This window comes from Citrobacter sp. wls619, assembly GCF_005281345.1.
Taxonomy (GTDB): Bacteria; Pseudomonadota; Gammaproteobacteria; order Enterobacterales; family Enterobacteriaceae; genus Citrobacter.
The window spans coordinates 432,224-455,400 of sequence record NZ_SZXJ01000027.1 but is presented as its reverse complement, the minus strand read 5'-3'; the positions used below and the strand labels follow the sequence as shown (position 1 = coordinate 455,400).

22 protein-coding genes are annotated in these 23,177 nt (G+C 51.3%); 10 read left to right on the top strand and 12 right to left on the bottom strand.

Features of this window, described 5'->3' with window-relative positions:
• Positions 1-281: 281 nt before the first annotated feature.
• A complete protein-coding gene (locus FDX19_RS04915; protein ID WP_137381808.1) occupies positions 282-1,691 on the bottom strand; it encodes a PLP-dependent aminotransferase family protein in 1,410 nt (469 codons plus the stop codon).
• Between the two features lie 410 nt (positions 1,692-2,101).
• On the opposite strand from FDX19_RS04915, the gene FDX19_RS04905 reads away from it, so the two are divergent.
• The 4 genes from FDX19_RS04905 (at position 2,102) to FDX19_RS04890 (ending at position 5,058) form a co-directional block, all read left to right on the top strand.
• The gene (locus FDX19_RS04905; protein WP_137381807.1) at positions 2,102-3,505 is read left to right on the top strand and encodes a cytochrome ubiquinol oxidase subunit I; all 1,404 of its coding nucleotides are present in this window, start codon (positions 2,102-2,104) and stop codon (positions 3,503-3,505) included.
• Positions 3,505-4,515: a cytochrome d ubiquinol oxidase subunit II gene (gene cydB, locus FDX19_RS04900; protein ID WP_137381806.1), complete on the top strand. Its 1,011-nt coding sequence runs from the start codon at positions 3,505-3,507 to the stop codon at positions 4,513-4,515. The genes FDX19_RS04905 and cydB overlap by 1 nt, the downstream gene beginning before the upstream one ends.
• Positions 4,515-4,640 carry a DUF2474 domain-containing protein gene (locus FDX19_RS04895; RefSeq protein ID WP_124021191.1) on the top strand — a complete coding sequence of 42 codons (126 nt, stop codon included), beginning with the start codon at positions 4,515-4,517 and terminating at the stop codon, positions 4,638-4,640. Before cydB ends, FDX19_RS04895 begins: the two co-directional genes overlap by 1 nt.
• 187 nt (positions 4,641-4,827) lie before the next feature.
• Positions 4,828-5,058, top strand: coding sequence for a DUF2554 family protein (locus tag FDX19_RS04890; RefSeq protein WP_005126741.1), 231 nt, complete (start codon positions 4,828-4,830; stop codon positions 5,056-5,058).
• Here the strand turns inward: FDX19_RS04890 and FDX19_RS04885 are convergent.
• Both FDX19_RS04885 and FDX19_RS04880 read right to left on the bottom strand, forming a co-directional pair.
• Entirely contained in the window at positions 5,055-7,016 is a 1,962-nt protein-coding gene (locus tag FDX19_RS04885) for a U32 family peptidase (RefSeq protein ID WP_137381805.1), read from the bottom strand. The two genes, FDX19_RS04890 and FDX19_RS04885, sit on opposite strands and share 4 nt — an antisense overlap.
• Before the next feature lie 78 nt (positions 7,017-7,094).
• Positions 7,095-7,631: a helix-turn-helix domain-containing protein gene (locus tag FDX19_RS04880; protein ID WP_137381804.1), complete on the bottom strand. Its 537-nt coding sequence runs from the start codon at positions 7,629-7,631 to the stop codon at positions 7,095-7,097.
• A 104-nt stretch (positions 7,632-7,735) separates the two neighbouring features.
• Here FDX19_RS04880 and FDX19_RS04875 point away from each other — a divergent pair, with 104 nt between their 5' ends.
• Complete coding sequence (locus FDX19_RS04875) at positions 7,736-8,902, top strand: benzoate/H(+) symporter BenE family transporter (protein WP_137381803.1); 1,167 nt, start codon at positions 7,736-7,738, stop codon at positions 8,900-8,902.
• Here FDX19_RS04875 and FDX19_RS04870 read toward each other — a convergent pair.
• Entirely contained in the window at positions 8,885-9,754 is an 870-nt protein-coding gene (locus FDX19_RS04870; RefSeq protein WP_137381802.1) for a helix-turn-helix domain-containing protein, read from the bottom strand. The genes FDX19_RS04875 and FDX19_RS04870 overlap by 18 nt on opposite strands.
• Positions 9,755-9,938: 184 nt before the next feature.
• Here FDX19_RS04870 and FDX19_RS04865 point away from each other — a divergent pair, with 184 nt between their 5' ends.
• Complete coding sequence (locus tag FDX19_RS04865) at positions 9,939-10,847, top strand: DMT family transporter (RefSeq protein ID WP_137381801.1); 909 nt, start codon at positions 9,939-9,941, stop codon at positions 10,845-10,847.
• 38 nt (positions 10,848-10,885) lie between these two features.
• Here the strand turns inward: FDX19_RS04865 and FDX19_RS04860 are convergent, their stop codons facing one another.
• The 3 genes from FDX19_RS04860 to tehA form a co-directional block, all read right to left on the bottom strand.
• Positions 10,886-11,554, bottom strand: coding sequence for a DUF3313 domain-containing protein (locus FDX19_RS04860; RefSeq protein WP_137381800.1), 669 nt, complete (start codon positions 11,552-11,554; stop codon positions 10,886-10,888).
• 156 nt (positions 11,555-11,710) lie between these two features.
• Entirely contained in the window at positions 11,711-12,307 is a 597-nt protein-coding gene (tehB, locus tag FDX19_RS04855; RefSeq protein WP_137381799.1) for a tellurite resistance methyltransferase TehB, read from the bottom strand.
• Positions 12,307-13,308 (bottom strand): dicarboxylate transporter/tellurite-resistance protein TehA, encoded by a 1,002-nt coding sequence (gene tehA, locus FDX19_RS04850; protein ID WP_137381798.1) that lies wholly within the window; start codon positions 13,306-13,308, stop codon positions 12,307-12,309. Before tehA ends, tehB begins: the two co-directional genes overlap by 1 nt.
• A gap of 113 nt (positions 13,309-13,421) precedes the next feature.
• Here tehA and ydcK point away from each other — a divergent pair, with 113 nt between their 5' ends.
• Positions 13,422-14,402, top strand: a complete 981-nt coding sequence (ydcK, locus tag FDX19_RS04845) for a YdcK family protein (RefSeq protein WP_137381797.1) — start codon at positions 13,422-13,424, stop codon at positions 14,400-14,402.
• Here ydcK and rimL read toward each other — a convergent pair.
• Complete coding sequence (rimL, locus tag FDX19_RS04840; RefSeq protein WP_137381796.1) at positions 14,394-14,939, bottom strand: 50S ribosomal protein L7/L12-serine acetyltransferase; 546 nt, start codon at positions 14,937-14,939, stop codon at positions 14,394-14,396. The genes ydcK and rimL overlap by 9 nt on opposite strands.
• A 219-nt stretch (positions 14,940-15,158) precedes the next feature.
• On the opposite strand from rimL, the gene alr reads away from it, so the two are divergent.
• Positions 15,159-16,385, top strand: a complete 1,227-nt coding sequence (alr, locus tag FDX19_RS04835; RefSeq protein ID WP_137381795.1) for an alanine racemase — start codon at positions 15,159-15,161, stop codon at positions 16,383-16,385.
• Between the two features lie 66 nt (positions 16,386-16,451).
• On the opposite strand, the gene FDX19_RS04830 is transcribed toward alr, so the two are convergent.
• The 4 genes from FDX19_RS04830 to FDX19_RS04815 form a co-directional block, all read right to left on the bottom strand.
• Positions 16,452-16,676 (bottom strand): YdcH family protein, encoded by a 225-nt coding sequence (locus FDX19_RS04830; RefSeq protein ID WP_003020276.1) that lies wholly within the window; start codon positions 16,674-16,676, stop codon positions 16,452-16,454.
• Positions 16,677-16,842: 166 nt separating this feature from the next.
• Entirely contained in the window at positions 16,843-18,498 is a 1,656-nt protein-coding gene (locus FDX19_RS04825) for a glucan biosynthesis protein D (RefSeq protein WP_137381794.1), read from the bottom strand.
• A 193-nt stretch (positions 18,499-18,691) separates the two neighbouring features.
• Complete coding sequence (locus FDX19_RS04820) at positions 18,692-20,035, bottom strand: VOC family protein (RefSeq protein WP_137381793.1); 1,344 nt, start codon at positions 20,033-20,035, stop codon at positions 18,692-18,694.
• A gap of 122 nt (positions 20,036-20,157) precedes the next feature.
• Positions 20,158-21,060, bottom strand: coding sequence for a manganese-dependent inorganic pyrophosphatase (locus FDX19_RS04815; RefSeq protein WP_137381792.1), 903 nt, complete (start codon positions 21,058-21,060; stop codon positions 20,158-20,160).
• Positions 21,061-21,291: 231 nt separating this feature from the next.
• Between FDX19_RS04815 and pcaQ the strand changes: the two genes are divergently transcribed.
• A complete protein-coding gene (gene pcaQ / locus FDX19_RS04810) occupies positions 21,292-22,215 on the top strand; it encodes a pca operon transcription factor PcaQ (RefSeq protein WP_137381791.1) in 924 nt (307 codons plus the stop codon).
• A gap of 379 nt (positions 22,216-22,594) precedes the next feature.
• Positions 22,595-23,155 (top strand): fimbrial protein, encoded by a 561-nt coding sequence (locus tag FDX19_RS04805; RefSeq protein ID WP_137381790.1) that lies wholly within the window; start codon positions 22,595-22,597, stop codon positions 23,153-23,155.
• Positions 23,156-23,177 lie beyond the last annotated feature (22 nt).

Sequence of the window (23,177 nt, the reverse complement as noted above, 5' to 3'; positions counted from 1 at the left end):
ATATATGTCCTTTCCTAAAAATAGTCGGGGTGTTGAAAGCGTTCCTGCTGGCGCAAGGAAATTTAATCAGGTTGTGAGCTAACGCTCATTACGCCGCGGGTTATAGCAAGGTGATTTAATCTTCTGGAGTATAGACAAGGAGTTAGGTGCCAGGGTGGCACCTGGAAGAACTATTGATATTCCGTATGGTGGCACCTGATATAAATAACATCAGGGTTTAACATTCACTATTTCTAAAATAAGAATGCGCTATTCTTTTATATTGAATAGCACATTCCGTTTTATTTCATCATCTCGCGAATTAATTTTCCAAGCTGCTTAACCGCCTGTTCTTCGCGTTCACCCCAGTGCCATGCGGTATTAAAACGAAAGAAACGTGACCATGTCCCTGAGGTTGAAAACATCTTACCTGGGGCAATGCTGATGTGGTGTGCCAGCGCCTGGGTGCTGAGTTCTCCCGCATCCAACGGTTCCGGCAGTTCGAGCCACAGAAAATAACCGCTGTCGTTATGGTGTATTTTGACCTCTGCCGGAAGATGACGCAGCAACGTTTGCCAGGCCTGCTGTTTGCGTTCCGCCAGCTGACGACGCAGCCGTCGCAAATGCGCGTCATAACGCCGGGTCGACAGGTAGTCCACCAGCGCAAGCTGCATGGGGGAACTGGTGGATAAGGTGCTCATCAACTGGAGTCGCTGAATACGACGGGCATGTTTCCCGGCAGCAACCCAACCGATGCGAAAGCCGGGGACCAGACATTTCGAGAAAGATGAACAGTGCAATACCCTGTCCCCTCGATCCCAGGCTTTAGCCGGCAGCGGTTTCTCCCGGCCAAAATAGAGTTCGCTGTAAACATCATCTTCAATCAGCATCACATGGTATTTTTCCAGTAATGCGACCAGATGGGCTTTTTTCTGTGCGCTGAGCGTAAAACCCAGCGGATTTTGGCTGTTGGTCATCAGCCAGCAGGCTTTGACCGGGTACTCCTGTAGCGTCTGCTCCAGTGCGACAAGGTCGATTCCTTCCTTCACGTCGGTGGCAACGGACAACGCCTTCAGACGCAATCGCTCCAGAGCCTGCAACGCGCCGTAAAAACACGGGTTTTCGACAATCACCCAGTCCCCTGGCTCAGTGACCGCCTGCAGGCTCAGGTTAAGCGCTTCAAGTGCGCCGGTGGTGATCACAATTTCATCCGGCGAAAGGGTCATTCCCTGTTGCGCGTATCGACGAGCAATAGCATGACGCAGTTCATCATTTCCAGGCGGCAGGTTCTCGATAACACTCATGGCGGTAGCCGTTTTACTCACCTGAGCCAGCGATCGATTCAGCTGTTGAAGCGGAAATAAGCGCGGATCGGGGAAAGCGGATGCAAACGGCATCACGGAAGCATCACGACTGGCCTGCAGCATGTCAAAGATGTAGGTGTTGATATCCACGGCTTCATCGCGCATGACCTGTACCTGCGGCACAGCGGCTTCGCGTTCGGGGCGCGCAGCAACATAATAGCCCGACTGCGGCCGGGCGATGATCCGCCCCTGGCTTTCCAGCAGTTGGTAGGCATGCCCCACGGTCATAAAACTCATCCCGCTGCTTGCCACCTGCTCACGCAAAGAGGGCAACCGATCGCCCGGTTGCCATACGCCAGACGCGATTTGATCGCGAATTTGCTCCGCCAGTCGCTGGTACTTCTTCATTTTTCGTCCTGATATTCGGTATCGGTGACAACCTCTGTATATATCAGTCTACATAAATAACGATATTTTCAGAACTGTTATAGTTAACAGTTTTACAACATCGTTAGCGAAAGCTCTTTGCCTAAGGCCCGGGCAGCTATCTGTATAGCATCAATTTTCGGGGTGTGCTTTAAGGCGAATAAACAGGTGATGTTCACAGAGTCATCAGCATCGTCAATCACCGCAGGCCACGGGATAAACTCATTATCGTCGAAGTAACATTCAAATGCGGCGACCAGATTGCATATCAGATCGTGTGACCTATAACAGCAGCACAACTGTTATGGTTAAAAAGAACTGTTCTGTTTCTGCCCCACATTTCGCCAGAGGCTTAGAATTGCGCCAAATCAATTTTGCCTGCGGAGTTAAGCATGTTCGGTCTTGACGCGTTTCACCTGGCGAGGATCCAGTTCGCGTTTACGGTGTCCTTTCACATCATTTTTCCGGCCATTACCATCGGTCTTGCCAGCTATCTGGCGGTACTGGAAGGTCTCTGGTTGAAAACCAAAAATCCGACCTGGCGCTCGCTGTATCATTTCTGGTCGAAAATCTTCGCCGTAAACTTTGGTATGGGCGTAGTGTCCGGGCTGGTGATGGCTTATCAGTTCGGCACTAACTGGAGCGGTTTTTCCGAGTTCGCCGGGAGCATCACCGGGCCACTGCTGACCTATGAAGTGTTAACCGCCTTCTTCCTCGAAGCAGGCTTCCTCGGCGTAATGCTGTTTGGCTGGAACCGTGTGGGGCCGGGCCTGCACTTCTTCGCAACGTGCATGGTTGCGCTGGGGACAATTATTTCGACCTTCTGGATATTGGCCTCCAACAGCTGGATGCAGACCCCACAGGGCTATGAAATCGTCAATGGACAGGTCGTTCCTGTGGACTGGTTTGCCGTTATTTTTAACCCATCATTCCCTTATCGTCTGCTGCATATGTCGGTCGCCGCTTTCCTGAGCAGCGCGCTGTTTGTCGCAGCGTCAGGGGCATGGCATTTATTACGCGGGAATAACACTCCGGCGATTCGCGCCATGTTTTCTATGGCGCTGTGGATGACATTAATCGTCGCCCCGTTGCAGGCGTTGATTGGCGATATGCACGGATTAAATACGCTTGAGCATCAGCCTGCCAAAATTGCCGCCATCGAGGGGCACTGGGAAAACCCACCCGGCGAACCCACTCCGTTGCTACTGTTCGGTTGGCCAGATATGGAGCAAGAGCGTACCCGCTATGGGCTGGAAATTCCGGCGCTGGGAAGCCTAATCCTGACCCACAGCCTGGATAAACAGGTCCCGGCGCTAAAAGAGTTTCCTAAAGAAGACCGACCCAATTCCACCATGGTGTTTTGGTCGTTCCGCATCATGGCGGGGCTTGGCATGCTGATGATCCTGTTGGGCACATTCGCTTTGTGGTTACGTTACAAGCAACGCCTGTATACCTCACGTCCCTTCCTGCGTTTCGCGCTGTGGATGGGGCCGTCTGGTCTGATCGCTATTCTGGCCGGTTGGGTCACCACCGAAGTTGGTCGTCAGCCGTGGGTGGTGTACGGTTTGCAGCGCACAGCGGATGCGGTTTCCGCCCATGGTGATTTGCATATGAGCATCAGCCTGCTGGCCTTCTTTGTGGTTTACAGTTCGGTCTTCGGTGTGGGCTATAGCTACATGATTCGCCTGATCCGTAAAGGGCCACAGGAAGATGATCCGACCCTTCCGCCAACTGGCACACCTGCACGGCCGCTTTCCGCTGCGGTCCTCGATTCTCAAGCTGAGGCTCATCGCTAATGGGTATTGATTTATCAGTTATCTGGTTCGTTATTATCGTGTTCGCCACGCTGATGTATATCGTGATGGACGGCTTTGATCTCGGGATCGGCATCTTATTCCCCGCCATTCAGGATGCTGATGACCGCGACGTGATGGTCAACAGCGTCGCACCGGTATGGGATGGGAATGAAACCTGGCTGGTACTGGGCGGCGCAGGATTGTTTGGCGCATTTCCTCTGGCCTATGCGGTGATTGTCGATGCGCTGACGATCCCGTTGACCCTGATGCTGATTGGCCTGATTTTTCGCGGCGTTGCCTTTGAGTTTCGTTTCAAAGCCACGCCTGCACACCGACCGTTCTGGGATAAAGCCTTTCTGGGCGGTTCAATTCTTGCCACGTTTACCCAAGGGGTAGTCGTGGGTGCGGTCCTCAATGGATTTTCCGTTACTGGCCGCAGCTACAGCGGTGGACCGTTTGACTGGCTAACGCCTTTCACGCTGTTTTGCGGGCTGGGGCTGGTCGTGGCCTACGCGCTGCTTGGCGCAACATGGCTGGTAATGAAAAGCGAAAACCCGCTACAGGATAAAATGCGCAATGTGGCAAAAAAACTGCTGCTGGCGCTGCTGGTCGTCATTTCCATTATCAGTTTGTGGACACCACTGGCACACAGTGCGATTGCCGATCGTTGGTTTAGCCTGCCAAATCTGTGGTTCCTGATGCCGGTTCCGCTGCTGGTCGCACTCATCAGCCTGTGGCTGTGGCGTTCTCTGGGCCAGCAGCATAGCCATGCCCCGCCATTTATATTGACGCTGGGTTTAATTTTCCTTGGTTTCAGCGGGCTGGGGATCAGTATCTGGCCACATATCATTCCACCGTCTATTACCCTTTGGCAGGCCGCGGCGCCGACGCAAAGCCAGGGCTTTATGTTGGTGGGAGCGTTGCTGATTATCCCGATAATCCTGGTGTACACCTTCTGGAGCTACTACGTCTTTCGCGGCAAAGTTCAACATGGTGAGGGGTATCATTGATGGAACAATCAATCTGGAAACGTCTGATGTGGCTGGTGATCCTGTGGGGGGGAAGCGTCTTGGCTCTGGCCGCCGTCGGTATGTTCTTTCGCCTGTTGATGACTGCGGCAGGCTTTAAGTCCTGATAAACATGAATAAACGCCGGGCGGCGCGATGCTTCCCGGTTGTAACAAATCCCAACGTTAACCAAACAAAAATGCAAAAAACATCTCACTGGCAAAACAGAGATTGCCATTTCACCGATTAAAATATTGAATAGTCACCAGGCGAAATTATCGCCACGTCCACAGCTAACGTGCCAGAGGGTGCATGATGTTTAAGAAAGGGTTAACGGTGTTATTGCTGGCCAGCGCGCTTTTCTCCGGCCAGCTTTTCGCTACTCATCAGGGACATGAATATCTTCAGGTACAGGATGCCGATCATTTATTACGCCACACGGCAGACAGCGATGAGCTGAGGGTGACGGCGGAAGAATCCGCCGCCGATCTACGCGAACACCATCACTGGCAAAAATCACGCAAGCCAGATACACATCTGAGTTAGCCTTTCCGCTTCGGCAGTGTTTTCATCAGCTCATCAGGGCTGACAGAAGCCACTACGCTGCCCGGCAACGGCATTTTCAGAATGTGGTGTTTCATCTTGCCGATAACGTGCATTTCGCACGGTCGGCAATCAAATTTCAGCGTCAGCACTTCATCGCCATTCACCAATTGCATCGGAGTGGCTTTCCAGCTTTTGATATTCCCTTTTGCCTGTTTTGGACACAGATTGAATGCAAAACGCAGGCAGTGCTTGGTGATCATCACCGGTACATCGCCCTTTTCTTCATGCGCTTCATACGCAGCATCAATCAACTGGACGCCATAACGGTGGTAAAACTCACGCGCTTTATGGTTATAGACGTTGGACAGAAAACTCAGATGCGTCTGCGGATAGACCGGCGCTGGCTGAGATACCGGTTTGCGGCTACCGCGCTGATAGCTTTGCAGGCGCGCTGCATCCAGCATATCAACGGCTTCACGCCGGAACTGATTTAGTTGACCATTCGGCACAAACAGCGCCCCCGGCAGATTCACCTGAATATCGCGGGCGTAGTACAGCGTCTGTCCAAGTTTTGCCAGACCATCCTGCAAGTTACTCAACGCTTTTTCGGCGTTGTTCGCTTCTTCAAACTGGCCGTCCAGCGTATGGGTGATACTCACGCCGTCTTCACTGGTCAACGTCAGGATCAACTGTTCCTGCCAGCCGCCCAATTCAATATCAACCGCGACACGGCGTTCGCTGGATGTCTTGGTTAACGCCTGCTGCCAGTTATGATCGAGATTGCGATTGAGCGGATGGTGCGGCCGAACTTTGTGCAGGTCCGTTGGCATTTCATTCGGCCATACCCGATAACGATTATTCCCCGTTTTTTCTACCGTATTAGCACGGAATCCAACCACATCACGCTTAATCAATACGTTCAGGCCATCCCCGTTTGCCAGCGGTTCGGTCACCTCAACATCGAGATGATCTTTCGCCACCTTCAGGACTTCGCCGACCGGCAAACCGATAAACTTTGGTGAGTCGAATGCGCCGATATCCCCTTTACGGGCATTGACAAAATAATCGGTGCTGCCGCGATGGAAGGTTTTTTCCGTGGATGGGGTGAAGAAATGTTCGGTACGTCCCGCTGATGAACGGGCCAGATCGCCACGATCTTCAATAATGGCGTCGAGCATCTGGCGATAATGCGCGGTAATATTCTTCACATAGCTCATGTCTTTGTAGCGCCCTTCAATTTTGAAGGAACGTACTCCGGCATCAATCAGCGCACCGAGGTTGGCGGTCTGATCATTATCTTTCATCGACAGTAGGTGTTTTTCATACGACACCACCCGACCCTGATCGTCTTTCAGGGTATACGGTAGTCGGCAGGCTTGTGAACAGTCGCCGCGGTTTGCGCTGCGCCCGGTTTGCGCATGAGAGATATAGCACTGGCCTGAATAAGCAACGCATAACGCACCGTGGATGAAAAACTCGATCGTCGCATCCGTCGCCTGATGAATCGCGTGAATCTGCTCAAGACTCAGTTCGCGCGCCAGTACAATCTGCGAGAATCCGACGTCAGAAAGAAACTTCGCTTTCTCAACGCTGCGAATATCACACTGGGTGCTGGCATGCAGTTCAATCGGCGGGATATCCAGTTCCATAATCCCCATATCCTGCACAATCAGCGCATCAACACCCGTCTGATACAAATCGGTAATTAACCGCTGAGCAGGTTCCAGCTCATCATCATGCAAAATCGTGTTCAGCGTCACAAAGATTTTCGCCCCATATCGATGAGCGAATGGCACCAGTTCAGCAATGTCTTTCAGGCTGTTACTGGCGTTGTGACGCGCACCAAAACCGGGGCCGCCAATGTATACGGCATCCGCGCCGTGCAAAATGGCTTCGCGCGCAATGGCGGTATCACGAGCCGGGCTTAACAATTCAAGGAAATGAGGTTGCTGGCGCATACAGTTGTTACCATCCACAAGCGGTAAAATGGCGGCTATTGTAGTCAGAAGCGCGGCATTTCGAAATAGTTTTCCCGATTAACCGCGTGGGTAATGGATCAGGGAATGAAAGTGAACCGTCTGTTCGCTGCTGTTACGGTAACTATGTGCAGTATCACCCGCAAAACGGACACCCTCACCCGATTTGATGGTCCGCCATTGCCCATCAATGCACATATCCAGCAGGCCATTAATCACCACTACGTGCTCAATCACACCGGTTTCATGCGGGGTAGATTCACTCAATGCCCCCGGTGCCAGCAATATTGAAAAATGGTCAAAGCAAAGTTGTGGGTCCCATGGAAACAGCGGTGTCACTATCATTGCCTGCTGTTGGGGATCAAACGTCGCTGTGCCTGCTGACTCCGGTGGTGAAATAAACGTCGAAAACGGCACGTTCAGTCCGGTGGCAATTTTCCATAACGTCGCCACTGTTGGACTGGATTCGTTGCGTTCTATCTGCCCCAACATGGCTTTGGATACACCGGTTTCTTCTGCCAGACGCGACAGACTCCATTCCCGCTGGTGACGTAATGTCCGGAGCGTGGTAGCCAGATATTGGGTTAAATTGTCCATTGTCGCCTTCCTCTATCTCCTGTTTCTGTCCATCAGCTTATCACTTGTACGCTATAACGCACAGTGCTACAGTAAATGACCGTTATAACGCACGCGGAGTCGCTATGCGCACATTCTCAATCCCTTTGCCCACCGTTTTATCCGGTTTTGTTGCCGTGCTGGTCGGCTATGCCAGTTCAGCAGCCATCATCTGGCAAGCGGCGATAGCCGCAGGCGCAACAACCGGGCAGATTGCGGGCTGGATGACCGCACTGGGAATCGCGATGGGCGTGAGTACGCTGGCGTTGTCAGTGTGGTATCGAGCCCCCATTCTGACCGCCTGGTCTACGCCCGGCGCCGCGCTGCTGGTTACGGGTCTGCAAGGCGTGACCATTCAGGATGCTATCGGCGTTTTTATTGTTGCTAACGCGTTAATAGTCCTGTGCGGTGTGACGGGGTTATTTGCACGTCTGATGCAGATAATCCCACACTCACTGGCGTCGGCAATGCTGGCCGGGATCCTGCTGCGTTTTGGTTTGCAGGCATTCAATAGCCTTAATAATGAGCTTCTCCTGTGCGCCAGCATGCTGCTGGCGTGGCTGGTGTTAAAAGTTGTCGCCCCCAGGTACGCCGTCATTGCTGCCATGCTGGTGGGTATTGCCATCGCACTGCTAAAAGGTGACGTTGTCACTAATGACATTGATTTATCTCCGGTGATGCCTGAATTCATCGCCCCCCACTTCTCTCTTGCACACAGTATAAGCATCGCTTTGCCGTTCTTTCTGGTCACCATGGCGTCACAAAATGCCCCCGGCATTGCCACCATGAAAGCGTCAGGTTATTCCTTGCCCGTTTCACCGCTGATTATTTTCACGGGGCTGTTGGCGTTACTGTTTTCTCCCTTTGGCGTCTACTCGATCTGTATTGCCGCCATCACTGCCGCAATTTGCCAAAGTCCGGATGCGCATCCGGATGCCCGGCGACGCTGGTTAGCCGCTGCCGCTGCCGGGATGTTCTACCTTCTGGCCGGAGTGTTTGGTGGGTCGGTAACCGGATTGATGGCCGCTCTGCCGGCAAGCTGGATCCAGATGCTGGCTGGGCTGGCCTTGCTCGGTACGATTAGCGGTAGTCTGTATCAGGCATTGCTCCATGAAGCGGAGCGAGATGCTGCCATCGTCACCTTTCTGGTTACTGCCAGTGGTTTGACTTTAGTGGGGATTGGCTCTGCGTTCTGGGGACTAATCGCCGGAGGGATATGTTATGCCGTGCTGAGATTATCTCGACGCACGTAATTGCGTTGGCGTCTTGCCCGTCACCTGCTTAAACCGGTTGCTAAAATGGCTTGCTGAACTGAATCCGCAAGCCATCGCGATCTCCGACAAGCTACGTGAAGAATAACGGACCAGTTGCTGCGCCAACGCCATACGACGCTGCATAACATACTGATGCGGGGCCATATTCATCGACTGGCGAAACATTCTGGCAAAGTGGAAATCGCTCAGTGCCGCTTCGCCAGCCAAATCGCTGAGGGTCATTGGGTAGGCCAGATGCGCGTCAATATAGGCCAGCACGTTGCGCAATGTGGCTGGCGCAAGCCCACCGGTTACCGCCGGCGGCCGCCATTGAACATTGCTGTAATGTTGAATCAGATGCGTCAGCAACAGTGAAGATGCCGCGCTAAGCGTCAGGTGATTAGCCGGTTGCTGCCAGTCATTACCCAGTAAAAACTGACGATAAACCGCCGTGATCCCCGGATCGCTGCCGAACGTGTGTTCGTCCAGCGTGAAGCTATAAGGGCTTTTGTCCCACACTTTCTCACCCACTTCCCGTAGATGCGCGTCGGTACAATAAAGATGTACAAAGGAGAGATCGTCACGAATGTCCCAACTGGATTCGCTGTCTTTCGGCATCAGGCAGAAGCGATCCGGGCCGCCGCCGTTTTTCCAGCCCCCAGCCGTCTTGTGATAGCTCTCGTAGCCATCCGCGACATATAAGCTGAGTGTGTGGTGATCGCAATATTGGGTAATGGTGTCGCGTTTGTTTGACCACGCCGCCAGTTGGATACCTGAATGTAACGCAACCGATTCATGCAGCACGGCATTATGTTTGCGTAAGTTTTCAAAGGCGCCATAGGGCTGAGACATACCATCACATTCAGAATAAGTTAGCAGGCTTTCAGTCTATAACAGCCACATGTTGTTAACAGCCTCCTTTTCATGTTTGCGAGAAAAAAGCGCAAGATTTTGCAAGTCGACCGCAATCAGATGAAAGCCAACCCCAGCCAGTCATGCCACTCTGTGCGCTTAAATACAAAAATGAGAGAGATGTATGAACGCATTGTTGTACTGCCTGGTGGTCGTGATATGGGGAACGACATGGATTGCCATTTACCTGCAGCAAGGGCCGGTTGCTGCCCCGGTCTCTATCTTTTGGCGCTTTGCGGTCGCCAGTTCGGTGATGATCCTTCTCCTGCTGTTCAGCGGCAAATTGCGTAAGCTCTCCGGGCGCGACCATCTGTTTTGTCTGTTACAGGGCGGATGTGTTTTTTGCTTCAATTTCTGGTGTTTTTACACGGCAGCGGCCTGGATTAACACCGGTCTGGAATCAGTAATTTTCTCTATGGCCGTGCTGTTTAATGCGGTGAATAGTTTTGTATTTTTTGGTCAAAAACCACCGCTACGCTTTTATTTCGCCGCGGCGCTGGGGTTGACGGGTATCATCACCCTGTTCTGGCAGGATTTGGTCAATAGCGGCCTGAATCACTCGCTTCTGCTGGGTATTGGTTTAAGCGCTCTGGGAACGTTTGGTTTTTCCTTGGGCAATATGATCAGCCTGCGTCATCAGAAAAAAGGGCTGGAGGTGATGACCACCAACAGCTGGGCCATGCTGTACGGTACCTTGCTGATTGCCACCATTGCACTGGTTCGCGGTGATGACTTCACACCGCAGTGGACGTTTAGCTACCTTAGCGCACTGTTGTATCTGGCTATTTTTGGCTCTGTGATTGCCTTCGGCGCTTATTTCACACTGGTAGGACGCATCGGTCCAAGTAAGGCCGCTTACAGTACGTTGCTTTTCCCTCTGGTGGCGCTCACGCTGTCAACGCTGTATGAAGGGTATGTCTGGCAGGCTAACGCAATTGCCGGTTTAGTGCTGATTTTACTGGGAAATCTGGTGATGTTTGCACGGCCGGAAGCCTTGATGGGAAAACTGTTGTACCGTCGGCGAGTGGCATAAAAAGAACGCACCATCCGCAGATGGTGCGTTCTTCATTATTATTTTTTGTTCACATCAAACATGGAGGCATCTGTCGCCATGTCATCAACAACTTTCTTCAACGTTTCGAACGCCATTGGCGTGCTTTCGTTGTTCAGGTCTTTACCTTCACCCTGACGCACAACTTTAATCACAGGTTTATTGGTTGCCGGATCGATCAGCTCACCCTCGAAATAAAGGTGAGTATCCATGGTACGGTGACCCGTCGCCATTTGTGTTCCTGCAACGAGCAACGCAACCGGGATCACTTCATAGAATTGCAGACCTTCTTTGCTGGTCGCAACACCGGTGATTGCCCCGCGGAAAATCAGACTGCGTGGCCCTGGCGTTGCCACCAGAGGTTTACGCTTGCTGATGGCCGTTTTCATCTGCGTGTTGGTATAGTTCAACAGTTGATCAAGAACCTTCTGTCCTACCTGCGTAGTAGGTTTAGGAACCGGGTAATACGTTATCGGGTTATACACGATACTGTCATATTTGGATTCATTATAGTTCGGGTCAACCCAACGAAGTACCGGTTGTCCCGTTGCTGATTTTGTTTCCTTCAGGTCAGAATAATTTTTTAAAAACCCAGAATATTTATCCGGCTGCGTCACTTTTGACGCACAGCCCGATAATGCCAACAGACCAGTAAGCACTGCAACTTTAAATAAAGTTTGAGTACGCATGAAACGATCCCTTTAGTTTTCGCAATGATGCATAAAAAGGATAGCAAAACAGTTTCATTTTGGATGTACTAAAAATGGTAACGGCCGCACAATTTTTTCTCTGCGCTCAGCACAAAAAAATGCTGAACGCAGAAAGAGTTAAGCCAGACGGGATGTTCAGGCAGTTTTACGCGCCAGCATGGTGGCAAAGCGCAGTTTAATGCGGTTGCCATTTTCATCTGTACGATGAAGTTCACCCACGTCTTCATTGTATTTCAGCAGATCCCATCCACTGTAATAGTGACGTAATTCACCTGCTTTAAATGCAAACGGGAAACCAACGGTGCACGGGAAATCATCGGTATCCATTGCCGCTACGATTAAATTATATCCACCCGGTTTCGTGCAACGTTGCATATTTTCGATAAGCCCCGGGATCGTTTCCGCTTCCAGGAACATCAGCACCACGGTAGAAAGAATAAAGTCATATTCGCCATCAAAGCTGAGCGCATTCAGGTCTGCGACGTTCGTGTGCAAATTGGTCAGCCCTTCAGCCGCTTTGATACGTTCAAGATTAGCGATGCTCATGGGGTTTTTATCCCACGCGGTGACGTCATAGCCGTTTGCCGCCAGATACAGACTGTTACGGCCATTGCCACAGCCCAGATCCAGTGTTTTACCTGGCGGGACAATGTTGGCCGCTTCAACAACCTCGGAATGGGTCCGGGTGAGATCGTATTTTTCAGTAAAGTAGTTTTCGTCGCAAAGGGTCATTATTTATCCTCAGATTTCAGTAATGCAGCACGCTCCGTGCGGATGAGCAGTTTCCCCTGCATCAGCAATACAAACGTACGTACCAGTAATAACGCAATGATAAAATTGGTAAAAATAAACAGTGGAATCGACAGTGTATGGAAAAATCCCGATTCACTGGCATGTCCCAGATGTAGCCCTGTGGTTGCCAGCGCCGACACGCCGAACGAGAAGCTCCAGAAAGACGCATTAAACGGCTGGGACAGATACCACGGTATCAGCCGAAGCATAAACAGCAGCTGCAGCAGGCCATAGCCGAACAGCATTTTCGCCAGCGTATCGCCCTCTCCACCGTTGACGCTAAGCCATGCGCTACAGGCCACTAACGCGGGTGCCAATTGAATACCCAGCGACGTACGTAATACCGCGGGTAACTCACCAGAACTGCGTAAACGTTGCAGGATCACCGGTTCAAGACTAAGCCAGGAGAAAACCCCTGCCCCTAAAAATACCAGTCCGGCATCGTTATAGCCGAGAGCACCGCAGGCCATCGCGCTGATAAAGTTATTGGCGACGGTTGGCAGATACAACCCCGGCGTGGTTGCCTCCTCGGGATGCGAACCTCGCCACAGGCCTGCCGTTTGCCAGGCCGCGTACGCTAGCTGTATCACCACGCCAATGCTAAATAGCCCGACGGCTAACGGGCGATACCAGGGAACAAAACCAATCGCGACCAGCATGGTTGTTGCCGGAAAAAGGCTGACAAAACTGCTCATCACCGGATGGCGGATTTCTGCCAGCACACTCTGGGGAAAACGCGCTAAACGGCTCAGAAAGGCCAGCGTTAACAGACCCCAAATAACCATCGCCAGGATGACTAACCCATCGCCAATCCAGTGGCTCACCGACCACACCTGGCTGGCATATCGCCAGGCGAATCCCATGCCGATGGTGCCCAGTACCATGCCAAAATAACCGGCCGGAAGGTTAAGGACCCGATCACTATGCTTGTTATTACTCATTTTGTTTATTTTTTAAAGTATATTTGAAATGCATTTTATGGAAATTATGGCGATTTAGCCAGTACGGAAAACTTTGCTACGTTTAACTAAGGTGCGCAACACGGAAATGAGCTATGACCAAATACCGTCTGAGCGACGAACCTCGCTCCTTCAGTTATCAGGATAATGGCAACAAAAGAAGCGTATTACTACGCCAGATAATTGCACTGATTGATTTTAATGATGTTCCGGCTGGCACGCCTGGTGGCTGGATTGATGATGAAGCCGTACTGGCGCAGTATGGCAATTGCTGGATTTACGATGAGAATGCGATGGCATTTGCGGGGGCAACCATTTCAGGAAATGCCCGTATTACGCAGGCCAGCGTGGTCAGAGATGGCGCACAGATTGGCGATGCCGTATGGATTGATCGGGCTGAAATTAGCCATGGCGCACAAATACGTGACAACGTAACCATTCAGGACTCTGTTGTACGTGGCGAGTGTCTTCTGTCGGGTAATGCGCGTGTTCTGGGAGGATCCGAAGTCATCGCCGCCAAAGGGTTAACCCGCGAAAGTGACCAGCCCCTGCAAATATACGATCGCGCAACCGTAAACCATTCACGCATTGTGCATCAGGTGCAGATCTATGGCGATGCAACCATTGACTACGCCTTTATTGAACACCGCGCCGAGGTTTTTGATTGTGCTCGCATCGAGGGTAATGAGGAAAATAACGTTTGGATCTGCGATTGTGCGAAGGTATACGGCAACGCCCGCATCATCGCGGGTACCGATGAAGATGCGATACCGACCCTGCGCTATAGCTCACAGGTGGCTGAGCATGCGGTAGTTGAAGGTAACTGTATCCTGAAACACCATGTGCTGGTCGGGGGACATGCAACATTACGCGGCGGCCCGATCCTACTGGACGGTCACATCCTGATTGAAGGCCACGCCTGTATTCTGGGGGAAGTGCTGATCGAGCATCATATTGAGATAACCGGTCAGGCCCACGTGGAAGCCTTTGTTGGCGATGCAATCCATCTGCGCGGGCCAAAAGTGATCAACGGCGAACAGCGTATTACGCGCACCCCACTCGCCGGTTTATTCTGAAACGCTATCAATGATACGGGCATAGAGATTCACATCATGATAACCATCATTGAGAAATTCCGCCTGCTTTAAACATCCTTCCAGCTGAAAACCGTTGCGTAGCGCCACCTGGTTGCTTTCCAGGTTATCCACGCGGCATTTAATAATGAACCGGCGGATCTCGCCACGCTGAGCGTAATGATGAATCAATGCCTGTAGCGACCGGGACATAATCCCCTGTCCCTGATGAACTTCATCCAACCAGTAACCAATGTAAGCCGCTTTATTCAACGGTTCTATTTGGTTAAACGAGATAACGCCAACCACTTCACCTTGTTTGAAGATAAGGAACATTTTGGCGTAGCCACGCTGGTGCAACATCATATTCCCCTGCACATTCTTACGCGTATCGTCCTCAGATTCGACAAGCTGCGGCCAGTTCAGCGACCGCTGGAGCCAAACTTTATTTTTGAGCACCAGTTGATGCAAAGGCGTGACGTGCTGTTCTTCTACTGCCCGCAGTTCCAGCGTGTCACTGACGGTAATAATTTCTGACATGTTTATCTCCTTTGCGATTGTAAACGGGGGATTTCTGACTGGCAGTAGCCGATATTAATCTGTTTAGCGCCGTGGATATCATATTTTTATGCTGTAACAGCAATCACTTAGAAACAATCTCTGGCGCGGAAGCCGTTACTCTGGATGTCCGGTTATCCCATGCATGGATAGGCCGTAATGATGACAATAACACTTTCATTCTATTGCTAAGGAGCAAGCATGGCAGCACCTTTGGGTCGTTTAGCATTTATTCCGCTTTTACTGATTACCGCCTGTCACCAACCCGTCCCCACCACGCAAGCGGGTCCTGTCCCCTATGCCTTTAATAAACAACAGGTTGTGGATAATACCACGCTGGAGATTTCCCGTAGCGCGCTGGAATATAACATTCATAAAGTTCAGCAACTGCTGGGAGACAAAACCCGGATGTGCGCCATTCTTAAAGGCGATGCGTATGGTCACGATCTCTCACTGGTTACGCCGGTGATGATGCAAAACGGTGTGCAGTGTATTGGCATCGCCAGCAACGAGGAGATTAGCATTGTTCGTCAGTCAGGTTATACATCGCAGCTAATGCGCGTTCGCAACGCGACGGAAAAAGAGATGCGCCAGGCGGCGGATTTTGATACTGAAGAGCTGATTGGCAATCTGGATATGGCTAAACGTCTGAGTGTCATTGCCCAGGAGAAAGGAAAAACGATTCGTATCCATCTGGCACTGAACTCTGGCGGTATGTCACGAAACGGTCTGGAAGTCAGCACCGCGGCAGGTCTGGAAGAGGCCCGCGCTATTTCCGCGTTACCCGGTCTGAAAATTGTTGGCATCATGTCGCATTTCCCGGAAGAAGATGCGGCGGTGGTGAAACGCGATCTGGCCCGTTTCAATACGCAATCGGCCCAGGTACTCAATATTACCGGGCTGAAGCGCGAAGATGTCACTCTGCATGTCGCGAATACGTTCGCCACCCTGACCGTTCCTGAATCCTGGCTCGACATGGTGCGTGTTGGCGGTATTTTTTATGGCGATACCATTGCCAGCACCGAATACAAACGCGTCATGACGTTTAAATCCGCAATCGCGTCGGTAAACCATTACCCTAAAGGAAATACCGTCGGGTATGACAGAACCTATACCCTTAAACGAAATTCCGTTCTAGCCAATATTCCGACGGGTTATGCAGATGGATATCGTCGTGTGTTCAGTAACGTGGGGCACGTATTGATCCACGGCCAGCGGGTTCCTGTGCTGGGTAAAACATCCATGAATACCGTGATTGTTGATGTGACCGATCTACCGCAGGTTGCCTCCGGCGATGAAGTGGTGCTATTCGGTAAACAGGGAAATGCACAGGTGAGCGCAGAAGAAGTCGAAGACATTAGCGGCGCGCTGTTCACTGAAATGTCGATCCTCTGGGGGGCGACAAACAAACGCGTGATGGTCGATTAACACCTAAAACAGGAAGGGCTTCCGTTTCTCGCGGGAAGCCCTTTAACACAGTGAGCACAGTACTATTTAGCTCTCACTGACACTCTCTCTTTGCAAAATTTTGAGCAAATCTTCCTTCAGGTGGAGTTTCTGTTTCTTAAGACGAACAATGTCCAAACTGTATCCCCGACCATCCGAACCTTCCAGTCTGGAAATCTCATGATCAAGGCTGTTGTGTTTTTCGAATAAGGACAGAAAACGAGGATTCTCGGATTTCAGTCGGGAAATAAGGTCTCTGTATTCTGGAAACATACTTTCTCCCTGTTAGTGGTAAAGAATGTGTACAAGAAATACACACGATCAGCTTACCCGGTTAGGTCAGGGAAAAATGCGAACAGGATCGAGTAAATAGTGTACAGATTGTTACGGAAGAGGTTTCAGCAATGGCTCTCCGGAAGGAGAGCCATCAGAAGAGCAATTAACGCATTTCACGGTCGTCAACGTACTGACGTTTATCCGGTGCAGGCGGGAAGTACTGATACAGCCAGGTTTCACTGATGGCATCGCCCTGACAACGCAGGAACATGCGCATATCGACCGGATCGGTTGAGTCAGAGGTCGGATACCAGTCAAACTGAATGCGATAACCGTCGATAGGTTCCACGTAGAGGATCTCAATCTGTTTCGCTTCACCGCTGGAGAGTGTAATGACCGGTTCAATACCCTTCGGCGCAGCCGCTTTCAGGTCGCCGCCGACGAAATCAACGGCAAAACGACGTGCCCATTTTTCTGGGTAATGCTCGCCCGGTGCCCATCCTTCCGGGAAGCCACCCATACCGGTGCGGGTTGCCATCACACGGGCCAGCGGCGAACGTACCGGTGGTTGTGCGCTCCAGTACAGGCGATATTTGAATTCCAGATCGTCACCGGCTTTGATTGCTTTATCCGGCTGCCAGAAGCAGACGACGTTATCCAGCGTTTCACCGGTCGTTGGGATCTCCATCAGGCCGATGGTCCCTTTGCCCCACTGGTTACGCGGTTCTACCCACAGGCTTGGACGTTTGTTATACCAGCCCATGATGTCCTGGTAATGAGAGAAGTCGCGATCGAGCTGCAGTAAGCCAAACCCTCTCGGGTTGTTATCGGTGTAGGCATTGAACTGCAGTTTTTGCGGGTTATTCAGCGGACGGCAGATCCACTCGCCATTGCCTCGCCACATCGCCAGACGGTCAGAGTCATGAATTTGCGGGTGAATGGTGTCACACATCCGACGTTCATTGTTACCGCAGCTGAACATGCTGGTCATCGGCGCAATACCGAGTTGCTTGATGTCTTTACGCGCATAGACATGATTCTGCACATCCATGATCACCTGCGTTTTCTCACAGTGGATCACAAACTTAAACGCGCCAGTCACGCTTGGGCTATCGAGCAGTGCATAAACAGTAAATGAAGTGGCGCCCGGTTTAACCGTTTCGAACCAGAATGCGGTGAAGTCAGGAAACTCTTCTTTGCTGTCGGTATACGTATCAACCGCCAGACCGCGCGCCGACAAACCGTACTGATAGGTGTCATCTACGGCGCGAAAATAGCTGGCTCCCAGGAAGGACACGACATCACGACGGGCCAGTTCAGGCGCTTTGAACACGCGGAAACCGGCAAAACCGAGGTCAGTTTGCCCTTCCAGTTGTTTGGTATCGACACCGGCATCGTTGTACTTGAAAAGCTCCGGACGGAAGTGGATCTCACGCGCCATATGCGTACTGTCATCAACCGAGAACATGCGTACGCGACGACGGAAGCCCATTCCCACATGGAAGAACTGCGCGTCAAGCTGACGATTTTCAACGTTGTTCCACAGTGACTGTTCTGCGTCGTACTGAATACTGTTGTAAGCCTGCGGCGTCAGTTTCGCCAGCGTATCCGGCAATGCGCGCGGCGCACCGCCCCACGGCTTCTGTGCTAAATCATGGGCCATCGACTGCAGAACGGAAAAATCAAAACGTACGGTTTTTCCGTCTGCAATGTCAGACTCTGCCGCATAGGCGGCGCGGGAAAAGAGTGATGCAATACCACTGGTTCCGCACACGGCGGCCACTGCCATTGAACCTTTAATAAATCGTCTGCGATTCATGCCTGAAAGTGAGTCCTTCTGGTCGTGTAAATGGTCCCGCGCCGGTCAAAATCTGCGGCAAGAGAGTGCACATTTCTGACCGCTCACTCTAGACAAAATTCATTAATAATCCAATTGTTGGTCGCCGATTATCTGTACAAAATCGAAAATATTTTATGTCGATGAGAACAGGCCGAATCCCGTGTAAATTCCGTTAAAGCAAACCACACCGCCGTTTACTGCGCTCTTCTGCCTCCTGATACAACACAAACTCATCATATACCGCGCAGCCCAGCGCCTGTTCAAAGGCATCGCGGCTGGAATTACCGTGGCTGCGCGCCTGCGTTTCATTACCCAGATTAGACTGGAAAATCCCTGCAGCGCTCACCGGCAAGAAATCTTCGTAGGTGATGGGCTGAGCAACCAGCCAGCCCCGCTCGATGAGCGGTTGTGGATCGTCATCCGGGCGAATAGCCTGGCGATGCGCTTCGCCCGACGGCGTCAGACGATAACGGAACCAGGCCAGTCCCTGTTGGCGCAGCAGAAACTCGCTGTCCGGGAACGCCTTAAACACCTCCTGAAGATGCAGCTGGTGCGTCAGGTTATCTTTCCCGGTCCCCGCTTTACTCAACAGTTCGTCGTATAACGCCCGGCCCTTTGGCGTCAGCGCCACACCACGTTGCTCTATTTCGCCAAAACGCGCTGTGTGCGTTCCACGCATTTCGCCGGCAAACAATACCGGTTCTTCCAGCGCCTTAAAGCTGGTCTGGCGCAGCAAGATGGGCACCTCGCGCCGTGGTGGGCCTTCAATGAGAATTTTCGGTGTAATCCCGCACTCCGGCATCATCGACTGTACCCGATCAATATCCAGCGTGCGCGGCGTCAGGTGGTTGATATGGCACCCAGGAAAACAGACCACATCTGCAATCAGTCGATGTTCGTTATGCAAGGCATGATACGTTTGTTCATCTACGGTGGCGTGTTGATGCCAACGGAACGTTTCCAGTGCTTCATGCACAAATTCCTGGGCTTGTGCGGGTGTGAAGCTGCCCTGTGCATCAAACTCATCCAGCAATTCGTGACAACGACGCGTGAAAATATCACGCTTTGCGAGGATCTCCGCTGCCTGCTGGCGCAACACCACATTCTCGATTAATTCGAGGCGTAATAGTGACGTAAATACCCGAAACGGGTTGCGCGAAAGCGAGGCATCGTCGATGGGGCGAAACGCCGTGGAATGGACGGGGACGCCCGCCTGGGAGAGATCGTAATAGCTGACCGGATACATGCCCATAATGGCAAACATCCGCCGCAGCGTAGACAACTCCTGCGCAGTACCCACCCGGATAGCCCCATGGCGTTCAACATTGAGCCGTGCCAGTTCATCCGCATTGGCCAGTTTTTCATGCAGCGTCGGGTTATTTTCCAGTACCGCCAGATTCACATCAGCAACAAGTTCCAGCAACGTGCCATACTGCGGGACTTCCTGCTGGTACATTGCTGACATTGCCTGCGAAAATTGTTCCCGAATCTCATCTGCCGTGATGGTGTTCGCCATAATGTCATGCCTCCAGTGAATATTACCTGGAGTGTAGAAAACACCGCTGAGTCCGGTGGGAAGAATTTACAAACTGTGATCCCGCATAAATTCCCCCTCCCACCAGGACAGTGAACTGAAGCTTACTGACGTGGTTTTAAATGACTTTCCAGCCATGGCAGCATCTGTTTTTTACGACTGAGCATGCCTTCGACCTTGCAGGGTTGCGGTAACTCTGACAACTCAGTTCCAGCGAACCACAGGCTGGTATCACCCAGATTGATATCCGTCAGCATCAATACCACCAGCGCAGCCTGATTTTCCTCAGCATAGCGAGTCATCTCCTCGCGGAGATCGTCCAGCACACCGTCAACCTGGCGAAGTGCATACAGCTCGAGTTGCGCCACGCAGACTTTATGCCCATGAATAGTGAACGTTTTAATGTCTTTATGCAGCAGATCACGGGCACTCATGCCTTCGACGCTGGTTTTGGCCGACAGCAGATCACGGCTAAACGCGTCCAGATCCACACCCGTTTTTTGGGCCAGCGCCCCTACCGCCTGGCTATCATCCGGCGTGGTAGTGGGCGAGCGAAGCGTGACAGTGTCACTTAGAATAGCCCCCAGCAGCAAAACAGCCTCCGCAGACGATAGTTGATTGCGCTCGTCATCCGTCATCAGTAGCCACAACAGCGTCGCACTGCTGCCAACAGGCTTAACCCAAACCTCTGGAGGAAGACGAGTCACTAATCCGCCGAGTCGATGATGGTCGATGATACCGACGACATTGCTCTCAGACAGCGATTCCGGTCCTTGTGTCGGTTCGGTGAAATCTACCACCCACACATCCAGATCGGTCAGCGGAAACGTGAGTCGTTCGGGCATGTCCAGCCCCGCATGCGCAAAGATAAATTGCGTTTCGCGGTTCGGTTCCCCCGCGCGCCATGCTGTCGCCTGCTGGCCGCGTAACGTAAGCCAGCGAGCCGTCATTGCCGCGGTGCAAATAGCATCGCTATCGGGGTTAAGGTGCCCTATTACATGGATCATTGGTCAGTGCCCTGTGATGATGAAAGATGAAAAAGCGAACAATTGTCAGAGTATAACGACTGGCTACCTTCCCTTCCATGATCCCACTACGCGGTCACACTGTACAAAACATAAGCAAAATAAATCAGTTGTAAGTAAAACACGTTAAATGTTAATAATATTTTGCTATCAAGTTATCAAAAACAAACAACTTCACTTGTCACCGATACGGCTCTGTTTTTAACATCGCTTATGGAAAAAAATGTTCTGTTCAATCAGCGCATTCGCTTGCGCCATCTTCATACTTTTGTCGCCGTTGCCCAACAGGGAACGTTAGGGCGCGCGGCCGAAACCCTTAACCTGAGTCAACCAGCCCTCTCCAAAACACTGAACGAACTGGAGCAACTGACCGGTACCCGACTCTTTGAACGCGGTCGTCTTGGCGCGCAGTTAACGTTGCCCGGCGAACAGTTTCTTACCCACGCGGTAAGAGTGCTGGATGCGCTCAATACTGCCGGACAGGCGTTAAACCAGCGCGAGGAGTCGCAGACGGATGTCGTACGAATTGGAGCCTTACCCACCGCTGCGTTGGGTATTCTTCCGGCGGTAATTGGTCCGTTCCATAAGCAGCAAATGGAGACTACGCTGCAAGTTGCCACCATGAGTAATCCCATGATTCTGGCTGGCTTAAAATCCGGGGAGATCGACCTCGGTATCGGTCGGATGGCCGATCCGGAATTAATGGTTGGTCTGAATTACGAGCTGTTGTTTCTTGAGTCGCTCAAACTGGTTGTGCGGCCGAATCATCCATTGTTGCAAGAGACCATCACGCTGAGTCGGGTAATGGAATGGCCCGTTGTGGTGTCACCCAAAGGAACTGCTCCTCGTCAGCACGCGGAGACGCTGCTGCAAAGCCAGGGTTGCAAAATGCCGCCAGGCTGCATCGAAACGCTATCTGCATCGCTTTCCCGCCAACTCACGGTTGACTACGACTATGTGTGGTTTGTGCCTTCAGGCGCAGTGCGGGAAGATTTACGCCAGGCGACGCTGGTATCATTGCCGATTCCCACCCACGGGGCGGGTGAACCTATTGGCATTCTTACCCGTGTAGACGTTCAGCTCTCCTCTGCCGCGCAAATCCTCATTAGTGCGATTCGCAAAACCGTACCGTTTTGATTATTTAGGCAGGACCTGTCGTTACCGACAAGTCCTGCCTACGTAAAAGTGCAGTAAAACATTCGCGAAATATATCTAATAAGCCGCACCTTTTCTTACAAGTAAATTAAGCAATACTTACTTTAGGTGGTGTTTTCAGCGAACAATATCTGATGACATCCCTTACCATAATCCGCAGTTCTGAAAATTTCCCCTTAAAATTCATAAAGAAATAGGAAATATTAATTTAATATATTGTACGGCATACATACACTAATCTGTTACTAATTCTCCCTAAATAAATTCTCAAAAAAGAATCACCCTTCCTCATCTACTGTTCAACTATAAACCAGAGTCATATAATCCTTACGTCATTTAACCTGTTATTAAGGAAAATAACATGAAATCTTTTACTTATTTAAGTGTAGCAGCGGCTCTGGTCGCAGGTGTAACTTTTCAGGTGCAGGCGGCTGATTCTGACGCAGCAAACATCGATTTTGTGGGAAACATTACAGCATCAACCTGTGATGTCAGCATTGATGGTGTTTCCGCATCAAAAGAAGTTCAGCTTCGTGATGTCACTGTTCAAGTAATGCAAGCAGCCGTCACTAATCCAGTGATGAAGACCAACTTCCAGATTACCGTTAAAAACTGCGCAACGGCACCGACTGGCGGTAAAGTAAAAGGGCAATTCTCAACAACAGGCAATTTTAATAGCACAACCAACGCGTTGTTAAACACTGTTGCTGCGGGTGATAAAGATGCTGGCTTCCAGGTAGAAGACACCAATACGAATACTATCATCGATTTCAACTCTGCAACGCCGCAGTCTGAAGCCAATTATGATGCCGATAACGGGGCAGTATTTGACTATACCGTTGGCTATATCTATTCAGGTTCCGGCACCCCGCAAGTTGGACAAGTTAAAGCAAATACCACCTTTACAACGACCTATCCTTAATAATTTTTAAAAGCTTAACAAC

Bases quoted from the DNA above. Each gene is read 5' to 3' on its own strand.
- ydcK (WP_137381797.1), top strand. From the start codon at position 13,422: ATGACCAAATACCGTCTGAGCGACGAACCTCGCTCCTTCAGTTATCAG.
- FDX19_RS04860 (WP_137381800.1), bottom strand. From the start codon at position 11,554: ATGCGTACTCAAACTTTATTTAAAGTTGCAGTGCTTACTGGTCTGTTG.
- pcaQ (WP_137381791.1), top strand. From the start codon at position 21,292: ATGGAAAAAAATGTTCTGTTCAATCAGCGCATTCGCTTGCGCCATCTT.
- FDX19_RS04825 (WP_137381794.1), bottom strand. From the start codon at position 18,498: ATGAATCGCAGACGATTTATTAAAGGTTCAATGGCAGTGGCCGCCGTG.
- FDX19_RS04815 (WP_137381792.1), bottom strand. From the start codon at position 21,060: ATGATCCATGTAATAGGGCACCTTAACCCCGATAGCGATGCTATTTGC.
- FDX19_RS04885 (WP_137381805.1), bottom strand. From the start codon at position 7,016: ATGCGCCAGCAACCTCATTTCCTTGAATTGTTAAGCCCGGCTCGTGAT.
- FDX19_RS04830 (WP_003020276.1), bottom strand. From the start codon at position 16,676: ATGTTTCCAGAATACAGAGACCTTATTTCCCGACTGAAATCCGAGAAT.
- cydB (WP_137381806.1), top strand. From the start codon at position 3,505: ATGGGTATTGATTTATCAGTTATCTGGTTCGTTATTATCGTGTTCGCC.
- FDX19_RS04905 (WP_137381807.1), top strand. From the start codon at position 2,102: ATGTTCGGTCTTGACGCGTTTCACCTGGCGAGGATCCAGTTCGCGTTT.
- FDX19_RS04875 (WP_137381803.1), top strand. From the start codon at position 7,736: ATGCGCACATTCTCAATCCCTTTGCCCACCGTTTTATCCGGTTTTGTT.
- rimL (WP_137381796.1), bottom strand. From the start codon at position 14,939: ATGTCAGAAATTATTACCGTCAGTGACACGCTGGAACTGCGGGCAGTA.
- FDX19_RS04890 (WP_005126741.1), top strand. From the start codon at position 4,828: ATGTTTAAGAAAGGGTTAACGGTGTTATTGCTGGCCAGCGCGCTTTTC.
- FDX19_RS04895 (WP_124021191.1), top strand. From the start codon at position 4,515: ATGGAACAATCAATCTGGAAACGTCTGATGTGGCTGGTGATCCTGTGG.
- tehB (WP_137381799.1), bottom strand. From the start codon at position 12,307: ATGACCCTTTGCGACGAAAACTACTTTACTGAAAAATACGATCTCACC.
- alr (WP_137381795.1), top strand. From the start codon at position 15,159: ATGGCAGCACCTTTGGGTCGTTTAGCATTTATTCCGCTTTTACTGATT.
- tehA (WP_137381798.1), bottom strand. From the start codon at position 13,308: ATGAGTAATAACAAGCATAGTGATCGGGTCCTTAACCTTCCGGCCGGT.
- FDX19_RS04865 (WP_137381801.1), top strand. From the start codon at position 9,939: ATGAACGCATTGTTGTACTGCCTGGTGGTCGTGATATGGGGAACGACA.
- FDX19_RS04805 (WP_137381790.1), top strand. From the start codon at position 22,595: ATGAAATCTTTTACTTATTTAAGTGTAGCAGCGGCTCTGGTCGCAGGT.
- FDX19_RS04820 (WP_137381793.1), bottom strand. From the start codon at position 20,035: ATGGCGAACACCATCACGGCAGATGAGATTCGGGAACAATTTTCGCAG.
- FDX19_RS04915 (WP_137381808.1), bottom strand. From the start codon at position 1,691: ATGAAGAAGTACCAGCGACTGGCGGAGCAAATTCGCGATCAAATCGCG.
- FDX19_RS04880 (WP_137381804.1), bottom strand. From the start codon at position 7,631: ATGGACAATTTAACCCAATATCTGGCTACCACGCTCCGGACATTACGT.
- FDX19_RS04870 (WP_137381802.1), bottom strand. From the start codon at position 9,754: ATGTCTCAGCCCTATGGCGCCTTTGAAAACTTACGCAAACATAATGCC.